The organism is Polaribacter atrinae (assembly GCF_038023995.1).
In the GTDB taxonomy this organism is placed as follows: domain Bacteria; phylum Bacteroidota; class Bacteroidia; order Flavobacteriales; family Flavobacteriaceae; genus Polaribacter; species Polaribacter atrinae.
Map to the genome: position 1 here is coordinate 786,166 of NZ_CP150660.1, position 15,626 is coordinate 801,791.

A 15,626-nucleotide genomic window follows, 5' to 3' on the forward strand; every position below is an offset into this window, starting at 1 on the left:
TTTGTGTAATTGTTTGATCGTGTAATTGTTGAATTGTACCTGAGTGTTACAGTTACACAATTTAACAATTAACCTCTTAAACAATTTTAACTCCAGTTTAATATTTTTTTAAAATCGTATGCTTCTGGATTGGTCACGTACTTTTTAGCATTTTCATAATCCTTTTCTTTTAAAAAGAATAAGTTTTCTATGAATAACTGTGCCATATCAGAATTGATATCTACTAATCTTGGTGGAATTTTACCATTTTCATCTTCAAAATCTTTTAAATATAAAGGAGTAATATCTCCTCTAGAATTGGCGCTTACAATACAACCTGTTGCACCTTGATCAAATAGTTTTTTAACACCAATACCTAGTAAAGTACACAAGGTTAAATCAAAGGCAATAGGATTGCAACATCTTAATTCATAACCAAGCTCTACAGGTCTAGATTTTATATCTAAGCCTATTTCTTTTAATTTAATTTGTAATAAGTAATTAAATATATGTGATTTGCTTACGTTACCTAACTCTGGATGCCCATGATCATCATAAGTAAAATTAATTCCTGAATTTATAATTTCCTCTTCTTCCATGAAATGAAAAACACCTTCACTAATTAAAGCTACACCATATTCAAGCCCCATAATTTTACATTTAATAATAGAAGAAATAATCATATTGGTTAACTTCTCAAATGTAATCGTTGTTTTGTTAAACATTTCTGGAATAATCACCATCTGAAAATGACATGCAGAGGCTATTCCGAAAGCTAAATGCCCTGCAGAACGTCCCATTGCAGACATTACAAACCAATTCTCACTGGTTCTTGCATCTTCATAAACGGTATTTCCAATACGTACACCCTCATCTTTAGCTGTATGAAAACCAAATGTTGGGTTTCTGTCTGGTAAAGGTAAATCGTTATCTATTGTTTTAGGAACATGAATATGTCTAACATCTAACGCTTCACTTTTTAAATATTTGGTTAATCTATTTGCTGTAGAAGCGGTATCATCTCCACCAATAGTAACCAATAATTTTACATTATTTTTCTTAAAAAAATCTACTTTAAAGTCACTGTCTTTAGGTTTAAATCTACTCATTATAGGACTAGAACCACCTCTACTAAAAATACGATCTGCACGATGAAAATCGAAAATCTCCAATACAGGATTTTCTGAAAGCAATCCTTGATATCCATGATGAACACCAATTACCTCATAACCATCTTTCATAAAGGTTTTAGCAACAGTACTAATTACTGTATTAATTCCTGGAGCAGGACCACCTCCACACATTATAGCTACAGATTTTTTCATATTTTATCGTTGATTTTAAAATTAGTATGTGTACAGTTATAAATTTGTTTAACTGTTAAATAGCTTAAACTACTTAACAGTTAAACAAAAAACTAGATTTATCTAGCTACTCTTCCAGATGCATCACCACCCATCAATTTATTTACTTCTGCAACGGTAACTAAGTTTGCATCACCTTTAATAGTGTGTTTTAAACAAGATGCAGCAACTGCAAAGTCTAATGCATTTTGATCGTTATCTGGATATGTTAATAATCCGTAGATTAAACCTCCCATAAAAGAATCTCCACCACCTACTCTATCTACGATATCTGTAATTTGGTATTGACGTGTTTGTAACATTTCTTTTCCATCATATAAAACTCCTGCCCAAGTATTGTGAGAAGCAGAAATAGAACCTCTTAAAGTAGTAATTACCTTTTTAGCTCTTGGAAATTTCTCCATCATTTGTTTACAAACAGATAAGAAAGCTTCTGCTTTTACATCATGTCCTGCTGTTTGAACTGCAGCTCCATCAGGCTTAATTCCGAAATGCATTTCTGCGTCTTCTTCATTTCCTAAAACGATATCACAGTAAGAAGTTAATTCTGTCATGATAGCCTCTCTATGAGCGTCATCACAGAAATTCCATAATTTTGCACGGTAGTTTAAATCTGTAGAAATAGTAATTCCTTTTGCACTAGCTGCTTTTAAAGCCTCTAAAGTTACATCAGCAGCACCTTGAGAAATAGCAGGAATAATACCTGTCCAATGAAACCATTCACAACCTTCAAAAACTACATCCCAATCGATCATTCCAGATTCTACTTCTGCAATAGCAGAATGCGCTCTATCATACACCACTTTAGATCCTCTAGATACAGCACCAGTTTCTAAGAAATAGATACCTAAACGGTCTCCACCATAAACAATCTTATCTACACCAACACCTCTTTTACGCATTTCCATCATTGCACACTCACCAATATCATTTTTTGGTAAACGCGTTACAAAATCTACATCGATTCCGTAGTTAGCTAATGATACTGCTACATTAGATTCTCCACCTCCGTAAACTGCATCAAAATTATTTGCTTGTGAAAATCTTAAAAATCCTTGAGGAGCTAATCTTAACATGATCTCTCCAAATGTTACTACTTTTGCCATTTTAATCCTTTTTTAAATATTATAGCTAATTGGTTAAACGTTTAAGCAATATTTCAAAATAAAATCAAAAGGAAAGAATTGAACTATCGTTTTGATTATAATAAATATCGAATTATATTTGCTTAATCGATTAAGCAAATATATAAAAAATATTATTATCAAAAAGAAAACTACCATAAAAGATATCGCTAGTGTTTTAAACATCTCTCCTGCAGCTGTTTCAAAGGCTTTACATAATGATTCTCGAATAAGTGAGAAAACAAAAAAAGCGGTTAGGCAAGTTGCCAAGAATCTAAACTACCAACCTAACCACCTCGCAAGTGCTCTTAGAAGTGGTAAAAGCAAATTGGTTGGTGTTATTGTACCTAGAACAAATAGTAATTTTTTTTCTTCTGTAATACAAAATATAGAAGAAGTATTAAATAAAGAAGGTTATAATATTATTATTACACAATCTAACGAGTCTTTTAAAAAAGAATGCGCGAGTATAGATACTTTGTTATTTACACAAGTAGATGGTATAATTGCTTCTATGGCAAATGAAACTGTAGACTTAAGTTATTATGAAAAAGTAAAAAAAGCAGGAATTCCTTTGATAACATTTGATCGTGGAGAAAATGATTTAAATGTAGATTATATTGGTATAGATGATTACAACAGTAGTCATTTAATAGTAGAACATCTTGCAGCTCAAGGTTGTAAAAGAATTGCACATATTGGTGGTTTTAAACGAACTCGAATTTTTAATAACAGAATTAAAGGATATATAGATGCTTTAAATAAACACAACTTACCTCTCATTGATGAGTTGTTAATAGAAAGCGATTTAACCATAAAAGATGGTAGAGAAAAAATGCATCAATTACTAGCTTTAACGCATAGACCAGATGCTGTTTATGTGGCTGGAGATTATGCAGCTTTAGGTGCTTTACAAGTACTTAATGAAGAAAAAATTAGTATCCCTAATGAAATTGCCTTGGTTGGTTTTGGTAACGAACCTTTTAGTTCTATGGTTACTCCTTCTATTACAAGTATAGAACAACATAGTGACGAAATAGGTAAACAAGCTGCGCTTTCTTTTTTAGAGCACGTCAAAAATGATGTTATAAAACAAACACTCACCAAAAAGATTTTAGATGTAGAGTTACTTATTAGAGATTCTTCTAATAGAAAACACTCCTAACCTTTTCTTTTTCTTATTTTTGCTACACCTATTAAACGATAATCAAACTTTATGAAACAATTAATTATTTTACTTTTATTGATTATTGCTTTTTTTATTGGCTACGGACAATATGCTCAATACAAAAGATTTAATTCTCCGGATGTAGATTATAAAAAATCGAAAGAAATAGATCTCTCATATTACAACCAAGAAGCTGTAATTAATTATTACAAAGCTACAGGAGACTTAAATAGCTTTGTAAAAATGCAGTGGACAGTTAATGATATTGATGTTAGAACGCCAGAAGACGATACAGAAGAAACCAAATTAGCTGTTACAAAATATGCCGATAAACTGGCAACTATTAAATACTACGAAAGTAAATTAGAAAAATCTGCTGAGTTAAAATCAAAAGGTTTGTCTAATAAAGAAATACAGTTTTTAGAAAATTCAGGAACCGATTTAGAATCTTACCAGAAATCAACTTTAATAAAGAAGATTAAAAGTATGTTTAATCCTGATAAAGTATTTGTTTATAGTCAAAAAAATGCTTTAATATTTGAAATACAAAAACAATTAAATTTAAAAGGTTTTCATATAACACTAGACGGGGTATATAAAATAGAAACTCTAAATGCGATTAAAGAGTTTGAAGCAAAAAACAATCTTTTAGCAGATGGTGTTTTAGATATTTTAACTTTAGACGCTCTGTTTAAATAAAAAAAGATGTTAGTTTTCACTAACATCTTTTTTATTTTTTGTTTTTATTGCCCTTAGCAGGCTTCTTTAAATCTTTTACTTTCTTTTTCTTAGGCATTTTTCCTTTTATTCTATCTTTTTCGATAATAATATCTGCCATAAATTCTGAATTAAACGTATGCTCTTTTGCTAACTTTATAAAAGTCATAGCTGTTTTGTACTCTTTTAATTGCTCATTTAAAATAGCTTTTTTAAGATATAAAAGAGCTTTATCTGATCCTTTTACAGTTAAAGCAAAATCTATAAAATCTTCTACTTCTTTATAATCTTCATTCCATAGAAGTGTATTTATATAAGGTGTGTATACCTCAAAAGCATGAATATTTTCTGCTAAAGCTTGTTTAAAATAAACAATTGCTTCTTCATATTTATACAACTTTTCTGCATAAACTCTACCCATTAAAGTTAATGCCATTGTATTTTTATCATCATAAGATAATGCAAAATTTAAAGCCTCCATTACCTCTTCTAAATCGAAAGGGTAGCTCTCTAATGCTTTAAAAATGTAATTATTTACTAATGTTCCCATATTGTTTTGTTTATTTCTCTTTGCTAGAGAAACGAAGTAAATCTTACAATTTAACAAGATTACTTAACGTTCTTTACAAACGACAAAGTTATTCTAATTGTTTTATAAAATTGTATTTAAGTTGATTTCTCTTGTATTTTAATATTTCTCTTCTAAATCTACAGTACTTTACTCTAGAATAATTACTAATTTAAGCAATTAAAACTCGCCTACAAAAAATCTTGCGTTAGGGATTGCAGCGTTTGTTTGAGCTCTTTTTTCTTTTTCTGAAAAAAAGCGAGTGCGAAAAGCCCGTTTAAACGCCCAAAAATTAGAACTTCTCTAACAAAAAAACATTAAAATCTGAACTTATAATTACTTTTCCGTTTTCAACTTCTACTTTATCTGCTAATACTTTTTATTTACAACTAAAAAAAACACAAACACCTTATTACCAGTTTTTAGTTTTTTTAGAAACTAAAATTACTGTCCGTGTTTGTGTAGTTATAGAGAATCTAACGAACTTTTTGAATTATTGATATGTAGATAAAACTCACATGATGTATTGCCATCAATTGGACTTGAAAAAATTATAAAAAATAGTACAACAATTAATTCATTTTCTTAATACTAATCGCTAATCCACCTCCTTCTGCTAAAGGAAATTTTAATTTAGAAGTGCGTTGTAATTCTATAGTTTGAAACTCAATATCTAAAGGATTCTTATCCCAATGAGCATTTTTACCGTCTTTGTAAATCTTAGCTTCGTATAATTGGTTGTCATCTAAAAAACTAAAATCAATTTCAATTACTCTTGAATTTTCATCAGTAATACTTCCTAAAAACCAATTACCTGTTCCATGTTCTTTTCTAGCAATTGTAACAAACTCACCAACTTCTCCATCTAAAACTTTGGTTTCAGACCAATCTACACCAACATCTTTAATAAATTGAAGTGGTTTTGGGTTCGCCTCATAATGCTCTACTAAATCTGCAGCCATTTGAACTGGACTGTAAATAACCACATATAAAGCAAGTTGATGCGCCAAAGTTGTATTTACCTGATTATTCTTTTTATAGTCATCAAATTTAATATTAAAGATTCCTGGTGTATAATCTATAGGTCCTGCCAACATTCTTGTAAAAGCGACAATAGGTAAATGCTCAGGAGGGTTTCCTCCATCAGAAGACCAAGCATTAAATTCTTGTCCTCGTAAACCTTCTCTAGAAATTATATTAGGATATGTACGTCTTAAACCTGTTGCTTTTATAGGTTCGTGTGCATTTACAGCTACTTGATATTTTGCTGCTTTTATGGCTGCATTGTTATATTGATTCACCATATATTGTCCATGATGATACTCTCCTTTTGGTAAAATTTTACCAACATAACCAGATTTTACTGCATGCATTCCATATTTCTGCATTAAAGAATATGCAACATCTTGCTGTTTTTCATAAGTAGCAGTTGCTGCAGAAGTTTCATGATGCATAATAATTTCTACACCTTTTTCTTTTGCATACGCAGTAACTTCGTCTAAATTATAATCTGGATAAGGAGTTACAAAATCAAAAACACCTTCTCTATCTTCAAAACCAATCCAACGTTCCCAACCAGTATTCCAACCTTCAACTAAAACACCACCAATATTATTCTTTGCTGAAAAGTCGATAAAACGTTTTACATTTTCTGTGGTTGCACCATGTTTTCCATGCGCTTTTCCTGTATCTGTCCATTTTCCATCAACCATTTCCATTCCATAATCCCAAGAAGATTTTCCTAAGTGCATTTCCCACCAAACTCCTGTATATTTCATAGGTGTAAACCAAGAAACATCACCCAATTTATTTGGTTCGTTTAAATTTACAATTAAGTTAGATTGAATTAAATCTGGCGCATTATCAGTAATCTGAATCGTTCTCCAAGGGGTGTGAAATGGCAATGTTCTTTTTACTTTATACGTTGTATTTCTAGAACCTACTAAACTACTTTTAAAAGATAATTTATCTGTATCAACTTTTAAAGTCATTCCAGAATAATTTACCAAAGCAGCTTCATGAAAACTTAAATGAATGCCATTTTTACCAACTAAAGTAACGGGTGTATTTACAGCATTTTCTGGAATGTATGTTTGCCCTAAACTTGGGTGGTTTCTTTTAACAGATGCATCAATTTCTGATAACTTTGTAGTGCTATACAAATGCTCATAAATATCCCAATCTCCAGGAATCCAAAAGGTTTTATAGTCTTCCGTTAAATTAAATTGTGTATTTTCTTCAGTTATAAAAGCTTCCGAAAAATTGTCTTGTTTTGGAAATTCATATCTAAAACCAACACCATCATTGTATACTTTAAAAACAATATTTAACTTTCTTTTTAAGTCTGATTTCTCCTGCAATTCTACTCTTAATTCATTGTAATTATTTACAACATCTAATTGCTCTCCCCAAGGCATTTGCCAAGTTTCGTTAAATGCTGTTGTTGATGATTTAATGACTTTAAAATTATCTAAAAATGGTTTACTGTTTTCAAAATCGAAACCTAAAGAAGATTCTTTTATGATTGATTTATTCTTAAAAAAGACAGTATAAAAAGGTTTTCCTTGTTCATTTAAAGAGAATTCAAGAGAAATAGCTTCATCTGGAGAAACTAAAACCGTTTCTGGTTTCATCAAACAAGAAGACAAACTAATACAAATAACGATTAATAAAAACTTAATTCTCATAACTTATTTTTTTTCTAATAAGACAACAGTGTCTTTTGATGTAAAACTTACTTTCCCTTCTTTAACTTCGACTGTTTGATTTGAGTAAAAATCATTTACTTTTTCGCCATTATTAAAGATTGAAGAAACAGTAATTTCTTTATTTCCTTTTGGTAAATTAAGTCCTATTACAACTTTATCATCGTTTCTAACTCTAGAAAAAACCAAACCATTTTCTTCTGAAATTAATTCATGCTTTCCTGCTCCAACAGCCATATGATTTGCTCTAAATTGCCCTAATTTTTGCCAATGTTCTAAAATTTTCTGAGTTTCTTCTTTAGATTGAATGTCTTCCCAATTCATAAAAGATCGTAAGGTTGCATCACCTACAGTGCCTTCTATGGTTAGATCTCTTGCAGATTCATCTCCATAATATACTTGAGATGTTCCTGGAGTTAACAGTAACATAGTGGCCGTTTTATAAGGCTGCTCTCTTTCTTTATCAAAAGGCTGACCATCATCATGAGAGGTCAAATAATTCAAAATTCCGTATCCTTTAAAATCTGTATTTAAAAGCGAATCGTATTTTTGAAAAACAGCCGTTTCTGCCATTTGTTTCACATTCCATTTCAACTCAAAGTTGATTAAGCTATTAAAAGCATTGTCATAATAATTGATTTTTTCTCCACCTAAATCAAATGCTTTTCCATCTGATATGGTGTAATTATACACCTCACCTACTAAATAAAAGTGGTTATTATCTAAAACTTTTTCAGGATTATTCTTTTTATAAATAGCAAAAGCGGCATCACATTCTTTCTTAAATTCTTGCCATACAAATTCTTCTGTATGTTTTACGGTGTCTACTCTGTAGCCATCAATACCAAATTCGGTAATATAATCTGTCAACCATTTCATAATGTAAAAACGAGGCGCTCTTGGATGCCCTGTTCTTGCAAAAAAAGCATCTAATTCTTTTACTTCTTGCTCGTAACGTCCTTCTGCTTTCCATTTCTCAACCAATTGAGGTGGCAAAGCAACCGCTTCATTGCTTTCTGTTTTTATATCTGGTAAATTCTCTACCAAGGTACAAGAAACCGTATGTTCATAAGAATCATACGTACATGCAGGTCCTGTTCTTACCCAATCTGAAGGCCATACAGGATCTTTCTCTGTAACAGGCCCCGTGTGATTGATTACGGCATCTAATAAAATACGAATTCCGTTTTTATGCGCAATAGATACCAATTCTTTCAAGTCTTCTTTAGTTCCAAAATTCGGGTCTATGCTTGTCCAATCTTTTGTCCAATAGCCATGAAAACCATAAGATACACCAGTACCTTCATCGGTTCCACCATGAATTTGCTCTACAATTGGCGTCATCCAAATGGCATTGATTCCTAATTTTGTAAAATAACCTTCTTTTATTTTCTGAGTAATTCCTTTAATATCTCCACCTTCAAAACCACGTAATTTGCCCGTTTCTTGGGTTCTTTCAAAATTGACATCATTAGTACTGTCACCATTATTAAAACGGTCTGTCAATAAAAAATAAATATTTGCGCCTTCCCAAACAAAATCTTTTTGAACTGTTTGTGTTGCTACTTTTTCTGTTGATGCATTTTCTTTACAACTAAAAATAGTTGCTAACAAGATGAAAAAAACAAGGTTCTTCATAATTATATTTTATTTTTAAATCTCAAAGATTTTAAACCCCTTTGAGGTTTATGTTATTAATATTTAACTTTAAGTATAAAAGATTCTAATGGTTTTAGATCTACTCTAACTCTAGCTTCTCCGTTTTCTACTTTTAAAGTTGATGAATACTCTTTATACAATTGATCTTCTACTTGGTATTCGCCGTCTTTTAAGTTCCATTTTGCAATAATATCTTGAGGTAAACCTAACTCAAATCCATAAGTATCATTTGCATTAAAGTTAGAAACAATAATTAATTTTTCATCTTCACTATAACGTACAAAAGATGAAACTCTTTCATTATACCATTCTGTATTTCCGCGATTAAAATGATGAATATCTTGGTACTCGCCCATTAAGGCATCACTTTTAATGGTAAAGTTTAATAAACGTTTGTAGAAATCTCTTAATTCTTTTTCTTGATCCGTAGATTTTCCGCCATCATATTCTTTACCGTTTACCCAACGTTGTAAAGTTGGCACACCAATATAATCGAAAATTGAGGTTCTAGAAGGAGTTCCAAATCCTGCATTTTCTGCTCCTGGCTCTCCAAATTCTTGTCCGAAATAAACCATTGTTGGTGCCGTAGAAATTGTTGAAGAAACTACCATTGCTGGTTTTCCTTTTAAGGCATCTCCTGCAAATTCTGGACTTGCAATTCTTTGCTCATCATGGTTTTCTAAGAAGTGTAACATATTGTGCTCAATATCTTTTAAATCTTCTTGTATTGGCGCAATGTGATCTGTTAACCCATGACCTTGCATAATATTTTTTATGGTATCATATAATTGAACTTTATCATACAAATAATCCATTTTTCCTTTTCTAATGTAATTTCTATATTCATTAGGGTTGTACACTTCTGCTAATAAAAATGCATCTTCGTTTTTCATTTTAATCGCAGAATTCATAAAACTCCAAAACTCTACAGGCACCATTTCTGCCATGTCATATCTAAATCCGTCTACTCCTTTTGCAGTCCAATACAATGCAATATCCCTAAATTTAATCCAAGAACTAGGCACTTTTTTGTCTTGCCAAAACTCAAAGTGTTTTTTGTAATCTTCATTATCAAAACCTTCTGGTAACTCATCAAAATCTTTTTTTCCATCAGGAGAAATACCATAATTTACTTTTACAGTTTCGTACCAATCGTTAAAATGAGGTTTTGCAGCTCTTGAGCCATTTCCTGTCCATTTTGCTGGGTTTTCATCAAATTTATTATCTGATAACGGAGATTTCTCTCCACCTAAAGGAGCATATCCATTTAAGAAATCAGGTACTTCAAACGCTTGATTTGGCACATAATAAAAATTATTATTTACATCATATTCCACCGTTTTATCATCTTCTGCACCAAAATCTTTTGTTCCTTCAGGGTTTGATAAACTTTGGTAATTTCTTGCAACATGATTGGGTACAATATCAATTATTACTTTCAATCCATTTTTATGAGAACGCGCTATTAAAGCCTCAAACTCTTCTAGCCTTTTTTCTACATTTACAGCTAAATCTGGATTTACATTGTAATAGTCTTTTACAGCATACGGAGAACCTGCTCTACCTTTTACAATATCTGGATCGTCATTTGAAATGCCAAACTCTGTATAATCTCTAATTACATCGTGATGCGGAACACCTGTATACCAAATATGTGTAACTCCTAAATCTTTAATTTCAGATAATGCTTTATCTGTAAAATCATTAAATTTTCCAACGCCGTTTTCTTCAATTGTTCCCCAAGGTTTGTTTGTGGTATTGGTATTACCAAACAAACGTGTAAATACCTGATAAACCACTGTTTTTTTCTCTTGATTTGTACTCATCTTTTTAATTTTTGGTGCTTTTTCTGTTGAACAACCAATTATTATTGCTAAAACAGAAACGGATATAACGCTGTATATTTTTTTCATATTTGATTTATTATTTTAATGATATTTTTACTTTTAATTCTTTATTAGGACTCCATTTTAATGGAATTGTAAGCATATTTTTTTCTGATGAAATTCGTTTTCTTTTTCCATCAACTTTTATCTTTTTAGGATTCCAATTGATATTATGAATAATTAATTTTATTTCTTTTGCTGATGAATTCCAAGCATCTCCAAATTCTGCCTCTAAATCAATTTCTAACCAACGTTTTAAAATTTCTGCTTCAAATTCTAAAATTTCGAAAGCTCCTTTTTCAAAAGCATTTGCAGTAAGTCCATCATCATTATAAAATTCTCTATCTGTTTTCTTAACCGACGCATCATAATAATAATGCAGCTTTAATTTATCTGCTTTATAGGCATCTGTAGTTTGTACTAAATCTGTCATTAAAACAAAAGCTCCTCCCCTTACATAAGTAGGAATTGTTTCCTCATCTAACGAAACTGTTTTTATTTGTCCGCCAATAACTTTTTCATCATTATAAAAATTAAACCAATTAGCAGTATTCGGAAAATAAATCTCTTTAGTTGCTACCGAATCTTTTAAAATTGGTGTAATTAAAAAATCTTTACCCCAAAGATAGGTCGTGGAATTGTTCAGTAACTTCTCATTTTCTTCTTCAAAGAAAATGGGTCTCATTAATGGTGTTCCTTTTTGATTGTTCTCAAAGGCTAAATTGTAATTATAAGGCAATAACTTGTACCGCAATTCAATTGCTTGTTTTGTTAATCTCTTGGCTCTTTTACTTCTAAAGACAGGTTCACTAGCAACATCTTCTTGTGCATGAGGTCTAAATATAGGTTGAAAAACACCATATTGCAACCAACGTATATAGAGATTATCGTTTAAATTTGCGCCTGCAAAACCACCTAAATCAGAATGCATATACCCCAAACCTTGCATACCCATTTGTAAAGCAATTTCTGGTTGAGATTGCAAACCACCCCAAGTTCTGTTTACATCTCCAGACCAAGGAATCATTCCAAAACGTTGAGAACCTGAGTAACCTGCTCGCATTAAAATAAAAGGTCTTTCGTTTGAAAATTCTTTTTGATATCCTTCAAAAATTAAACGAGCCCAATCGTGCCCATAAATATTGTGAATTTCATCTGCTTTTTTGTTTTGAAAATTTACCCAAGACGGCAAAACTTCTGGTTCTCCTAAATCTCCCCAAAGTCCTTTAGCTCCTAAATCTATAAGCTCTTTGTAAATGTTCCAAAACCACTCTTTTCCTTCTTTTTTATAAATATCTACAATACCTGTGTTACCAAAATAGAAGTCATATCTGGCAGGATTTCCTATAGAATCTGTAGCCAAAACTTCTTTTTTTACAGCCTCATTCCATTTTTTAGAAGTAGATAAGATAAAAGGTTCTGTAATTAAAACTGTTTTTACACCTTTGTCTTTTAATTGAGAAATCATTCCCTTCATATCGGGGAAAGAGTCTTTGTAAACCTCAAGATTCCCCATAGTGCCTTGTAAGTCTTTTCCAAACCAATACAAGTCTAAAACTATGGCATCTACAGGTATTTTTTCTTCTTTAAATTTTGTGATTGTTGCTGCTGTTTCTTTTTGAGAATGGTAGCCAAATCTACTCGAAAAATTACCTAAAGTCCAACGTGCTGGTAAAGGTTGTTTTCCTGTTAAATCGGTATAATTGTTGACTAAATCTATCCAAGAATCTCCAACAATAACTTGGTAGGTTTTACGTCCAGAAATGGTTTCGTAGGTTAAAGTATTATCTTTATTACTGTCTAAATCTAAATAACCAATAGGTGCATTATCAAAATGAAGCATGTACTTTTTTGATGAAATTACAATTGGTAGTGTAAAATTCATTAATTCTGCATGCGTTTCATAACCATACTGAGCTCTATTATAAAGTGGCAATCTATAGCCTCTTCTATTCATACCTAACGCTCTAGATCCTGCTCCATATAGAATTTCATCTGAAGTTAAATTGAATGCTATTTTTTCTGTTTCGGTTGCAACAATATTACCTTTAACCAAATCCATTGGTTGATGTTTGGATTTTAAATATCCTGTTTTTTCTGATGTAATTTCGTTTCCACCATAGAAGTACGAAATTTTAAAAGGTGCTTTCTTAATTTTTACAACAATCCCCTTTGATGAAAAATTTACAACAGAGTCTGATTCTATAAATTCAATAGCTGCTAAATTGGGTTTTAAAACAACAGCATGAGAATTAGATGTAAACTTTTCTCCTTTTGGAATAAAAGATGTTTCTACAATTTTAGAATTATAAAATTGTATTTGATACACTCCATCATTAACTGTAATTTTTAATAAATTATCTTTTTGAATAGTAGCGCTTTCAAAAACTCTATTTGAGTTTTGGGCAAACGATAAAGCCGTGATAAACAATAATAAAAATAAAATTTTAAATGTTTTCATGTTAATATATTTTATGAACCTTAAGTTTTTAAAAACTTAAGGAGACTGTCTAATTTAACTTATATTTTTGTTGTTAAAAGAACACTACCTTTTTCTGATAAATTAATTTCATCTCCCCAAATAAAGGTATCGCCTGTAATAATATTTTTTACTTTTTTTCCATCTAATCCAACCTCTTCAAATCGTTTTAGACTTATTGTAATCGGTTGGTCATTTTTATTGATAATGTTCACAACAGTTTCATCTCCCTTTATTCTAAACAAGAAATAAGTTCCTGTAGATGGTGAAAAATGAATGGTTTTACCATCCTGAATTGCTTTACTGCTTTTACGATAGTTTAGCACCTTTGTAATAAAAGATTGCATGTCTTTCTGAGACTCATTTAATCCTTCTCCTGTAAAAGCATTTACGGCATCACCTTTAAATCCTCCTGGAAAATCACTTCGTATTAAACCATGATCTCCTGGATTTGCAGAATCATTCATTAAAATTTCTGTACCGTAATAAATTTGTGGAATTCTAGGTAAAGTTAACATGTAACTTAAACCCATTTTTACTTTAGAAACATCTTCCCATAGCTCTGTAAACACTCTTGTTTTATCGTGATTATCTAAAAAAACAAACACGTCTTTTGGCGATGCATAATGAAAATCATTGGCTAAACCTTCGTATAATTTTATCAAACCCTGATCCCAAGATTCTTGCTCATTTAAGCCTTCTACAATTGCCTTTTGCATTGGAAAATCCATTGGAGATTTTAAGTTGGACTCGTAACCATCTCTATTATTTGCGCCCCTTTGCCAATAACCAACAATTAACGGATTGTAACTCCACTCTTCACCAACAATAGAAAAATTAGGATACTCATTCATTATAGAACCTGCCCAATTGCTCATAAAATATTTATCTGGATACGGATAGGTATCTTGTCTAATACCACCTAAACCCAACGTTTCTATCCACCAAATACTATTTTGAATAATGTATTTTGCTAAAAACGGATTACGCTGATTTAAATCTGGCATTGCAGGTGTAAACCATCCTTCATTATTTCCTTTTAAATCTGCTTTTGATGCGTAAATATCTTGATTTGTAGTTCTTCTATGATTAGAGCCAATATTAGTTTCATCATTCCAATTATTAATATTCTCTTCATAGTTTTTTTGATTGTTTAACCAATCATCAAAAGGAATATCTTTCATCCACCAATGCCCAATACCACAATGATTGGCTACTTGATCCATGATTAATTTCATGTCTTTATCTCTTAACTTATCAGCTAATTTTTTATATTCTGATAAATTTCCAAAACGTGAATCTACTTTATAGAAATCTGTCATTGCGTACCCATGATACGAACTTTCTGCCATATCATTTAATAATACAGGTGTTGGCCAAACTGCAGTAAAACCTAAGTCTGCAATATAATCTACATGGTTAATAATTCCCTGTAAATCTCCTCCGTGACGCTTGTAATTGTCAGATCTATCGATGTCTGTTTCTTTTAATGCTGTATTGATGTTATTAGACTCATCTCCATTTGCAAAACGATCTGGAGTAATTAAATAAATTGCATCCGAACTATTGAAACCAATAAAATCATCCGAAGATTTATCTCTTGATTTTAACTCGTAAGTATGTGTTTTTTTTGTGCCATCCGTAAAAGTAAAATCGATATTAAATTTCCCTGCTTTTGTAGACGCATCAATTTTTAAATCAATAAACAGGTAATTATTACTTCTAGCTTTGTTTACTTTTTCGATAGAAACTCCCTCATAAGAGATTGAAGGAATTGAAGCTCCAATATTTTCTTCTTTTACTAATAATTGTAACGAAGAATCTTTAAAACCTATAAACCAATTTGGTGGTTCTACTCTTTCAATTTCACTCATTACTTCTGCAACTTCCCTAGTAAACTCCATTTTATTTTGTTCTCTTTTTTGACATGAAAACAAAAATACAATAACAAAAACTAAGAATAAGTTTTTCATTTTT

10 protein-coding genes are annotated in these 15,626 nt (G+C 31.1%); 2 read left to right on the forward strand and 8 right to left on the reverse strand.

From position 1 onward, the window contains the following. Window positions 1-86: 86 nt before the first annotated feature. Window positions 87-1,304 (reverse strand): 6-phosphofructokinase, encoded by a 1,218-nt coding sequence (locus WG945_RS03555; protein WP_068448281.1) that lies wholly within the window; start codon window positions 1,302-1,304, stop codon window positions 87-89. Window positions 1,305-1,402: 98 nt separating this feature from the next. Then, complete coding sequence (locus WG945_RS03560; protein WP_068448283.1) at window positions 1,403-2,449, reverse strand: sugar kinase; 1,047 nt, start codon at window positions 2,447-2,449, stop codon at window positions 1,403-1,405. Window positions 2,450-2,603: 154 nt separating this feature from the next. On the opposite strand from WG945_RS03560, the gene WG945_RS03565 reads away from it, so the two are divergent. After that, window positions 2,604-3,632, forward strand: a complete 1,029-nt coding sequence (locus WG945_RS03565; protein WP_068448504.1) for a LacI family DNA-binding transcriptional regulator — start codon at window positions 2,604-2,606, stop codon at window positions 3,630-3,632. A 51-nt stretch (window positions 3,633-3,683) separates the two neighbouring features. Next, window positions 3,684-4,334, forward strand: coding sequence for a peptidoglycan-binding domain-containing protein (locus WG945_RS03570; protein WP_068448284.1), 651 nt, complete (start codon window positions 3,684-3,686; stop codon window positions 4,332-4,334). Window positions 4,335-4,365: 31 nt separating this feature from the next. Here the strand turns inward: WG945_RS03570 and WG945_RS03575 are convergent, their stop codons facing one another. The 6 genes from WG945_RS03575 to WG945_RS03600 form a co-directional block, all read right to left on the reverse strand. Next, window positions 4,366-4,902: a hypothetical protein gene (locus tag WG945_RS03575; RefSeq protein ID WP_068448286.1), complete on the reverse strand. Its 537-nt coding sequence runs from the start codon at window positions 4,900-4,902 to the stop codon at window positions 4,366-4,368. 590 nt (window positions 4,903-5,492) lie between these two features. Continuing rightward, on the reverse strand, window positions 5,493-7,607 hold the full coding sequence (locus WG945_RS03580; protein WP_068448288.1) for a glycoside hydrolase family 97 protein: 2,115 nt from the start codon (window positions 7,605-7,607) through the stop codon (window positions 5,493-5,495). A gap of 3 nt (window positions 7,608-7,610) precedes the next feature. Continuing rightward, complete coding sequence (locus WG945_RS03585) at window positions 7,611-9,263, reverse strand: alpha-amylase family glycosyl hydrolase (protein WP_068448290.1); 1,653 nt, start codon at window positions 9,261-9,263, stop codon at window positions 7,611-7,613. A gap of 56 nt (window positions 9,264-9,319) precedes the next feature. Continuing rightward, entirely contained in the window at window positions 9,320-11,197 is a 1,878-nt protein-coding gene (locus WG945_RS03590) for an alpha-amylase family glycosyl hydrolase (protein WP_068448292.1), read from the reverse strand. 10 nt (window positions 11,198-11,207) lie between these two features. Further along, the gene (locus WG945_RS03595) at window positions 11,208-13,631 is read right to left on the reverse strand and encodes a TIM-barrel domain-containing protein (RefSeq protein WP_068448294.1); all 2,424 of its coding nucleotides are present in this window, start codon (window positions 13,629-13,631) and stop codon (window positions 11,208-11,210) included. A gap of 59 nt (window positions 13,632-13,690) precedes the next feature. Beyond that, window positions 13,691-15,622 (reverse strand): glycoside hydrolase family 13 protein, encoded by a 1,932-nt coding sequence (locus WG945_RS03600; protein WP_068448296.1) that lies wholly within the window; start codon window positions 15,620-15,622, stop codon window positions 13,691-13,693. Window positions 15,623-15,626: the final 4 nt, after the last annotated feature.

Bases quoted from the DNA above. Each gene is read 5' to 3' on its own strand.
- WG945_RS03585 (WP_068448290.1), bottom strand. From the start codon at position 9,263: ATGAAGAACCTTGTTTTTTTCATCTTGTTAGCAACTATTTTTAGTTGT.
- WG945_RS03555 (WP_068448281.1), bottom strand. From the start codon at position 1,304: ATGAAAAAATCTGTAGCTATAATGTGTGGAGGTGGTCCTGCTCCAGGA.
- WG945_RS03590 (WP_068448292.1), bottom strand. From the start codon at position 11,197: ATGAAAAAAATATACAGCGTTATATCCGTTTCTGTTTTAGCAATAATA.
- WG945_RS03595 (WP_068448294.1), bottom strand. From the start codon at position 13,631: ATGAAAACATTTAAAATTTTATTTTTATTATTGTTTATCACGGCTTTA.
- WG945_RS03600 (WP_068448296.1), bottom strand. From the start codon at position 15,622: ATGAAAAACTTATTCTTAGTTTTTGTTATTGTATTTTTGTTTTCATGT.
- WG945_RS03580 (WP_068448288.1), bottom strand. From the start codon at position 7,607: ATGAGAATTAAGTTTTTATTAATCGTTATTTGTATTAGTTTGTCTTCT.
- WG945_RS03570 (WP_068448284.1), top strand. From the start codon at position 3,684: ATGAAACAATTAATTATTTTACTTTTATTGATTATTGCTTTTTTTATT.
- WG945_RS03560 (WP_068448283.1), bottom strand. From the start codon at position 2,449: ATGGCAAAAGTAGTAACATTTGGAGAGATCATGTTAAGATTAGCTCCT.
- WG945_RS03575 (WP_068448286.1), bottom strand. From the start codon at position 4,902: ATGGGAACATTAGTAAATAATTACATTTTTAAAGCATTAGAGAGCTAC.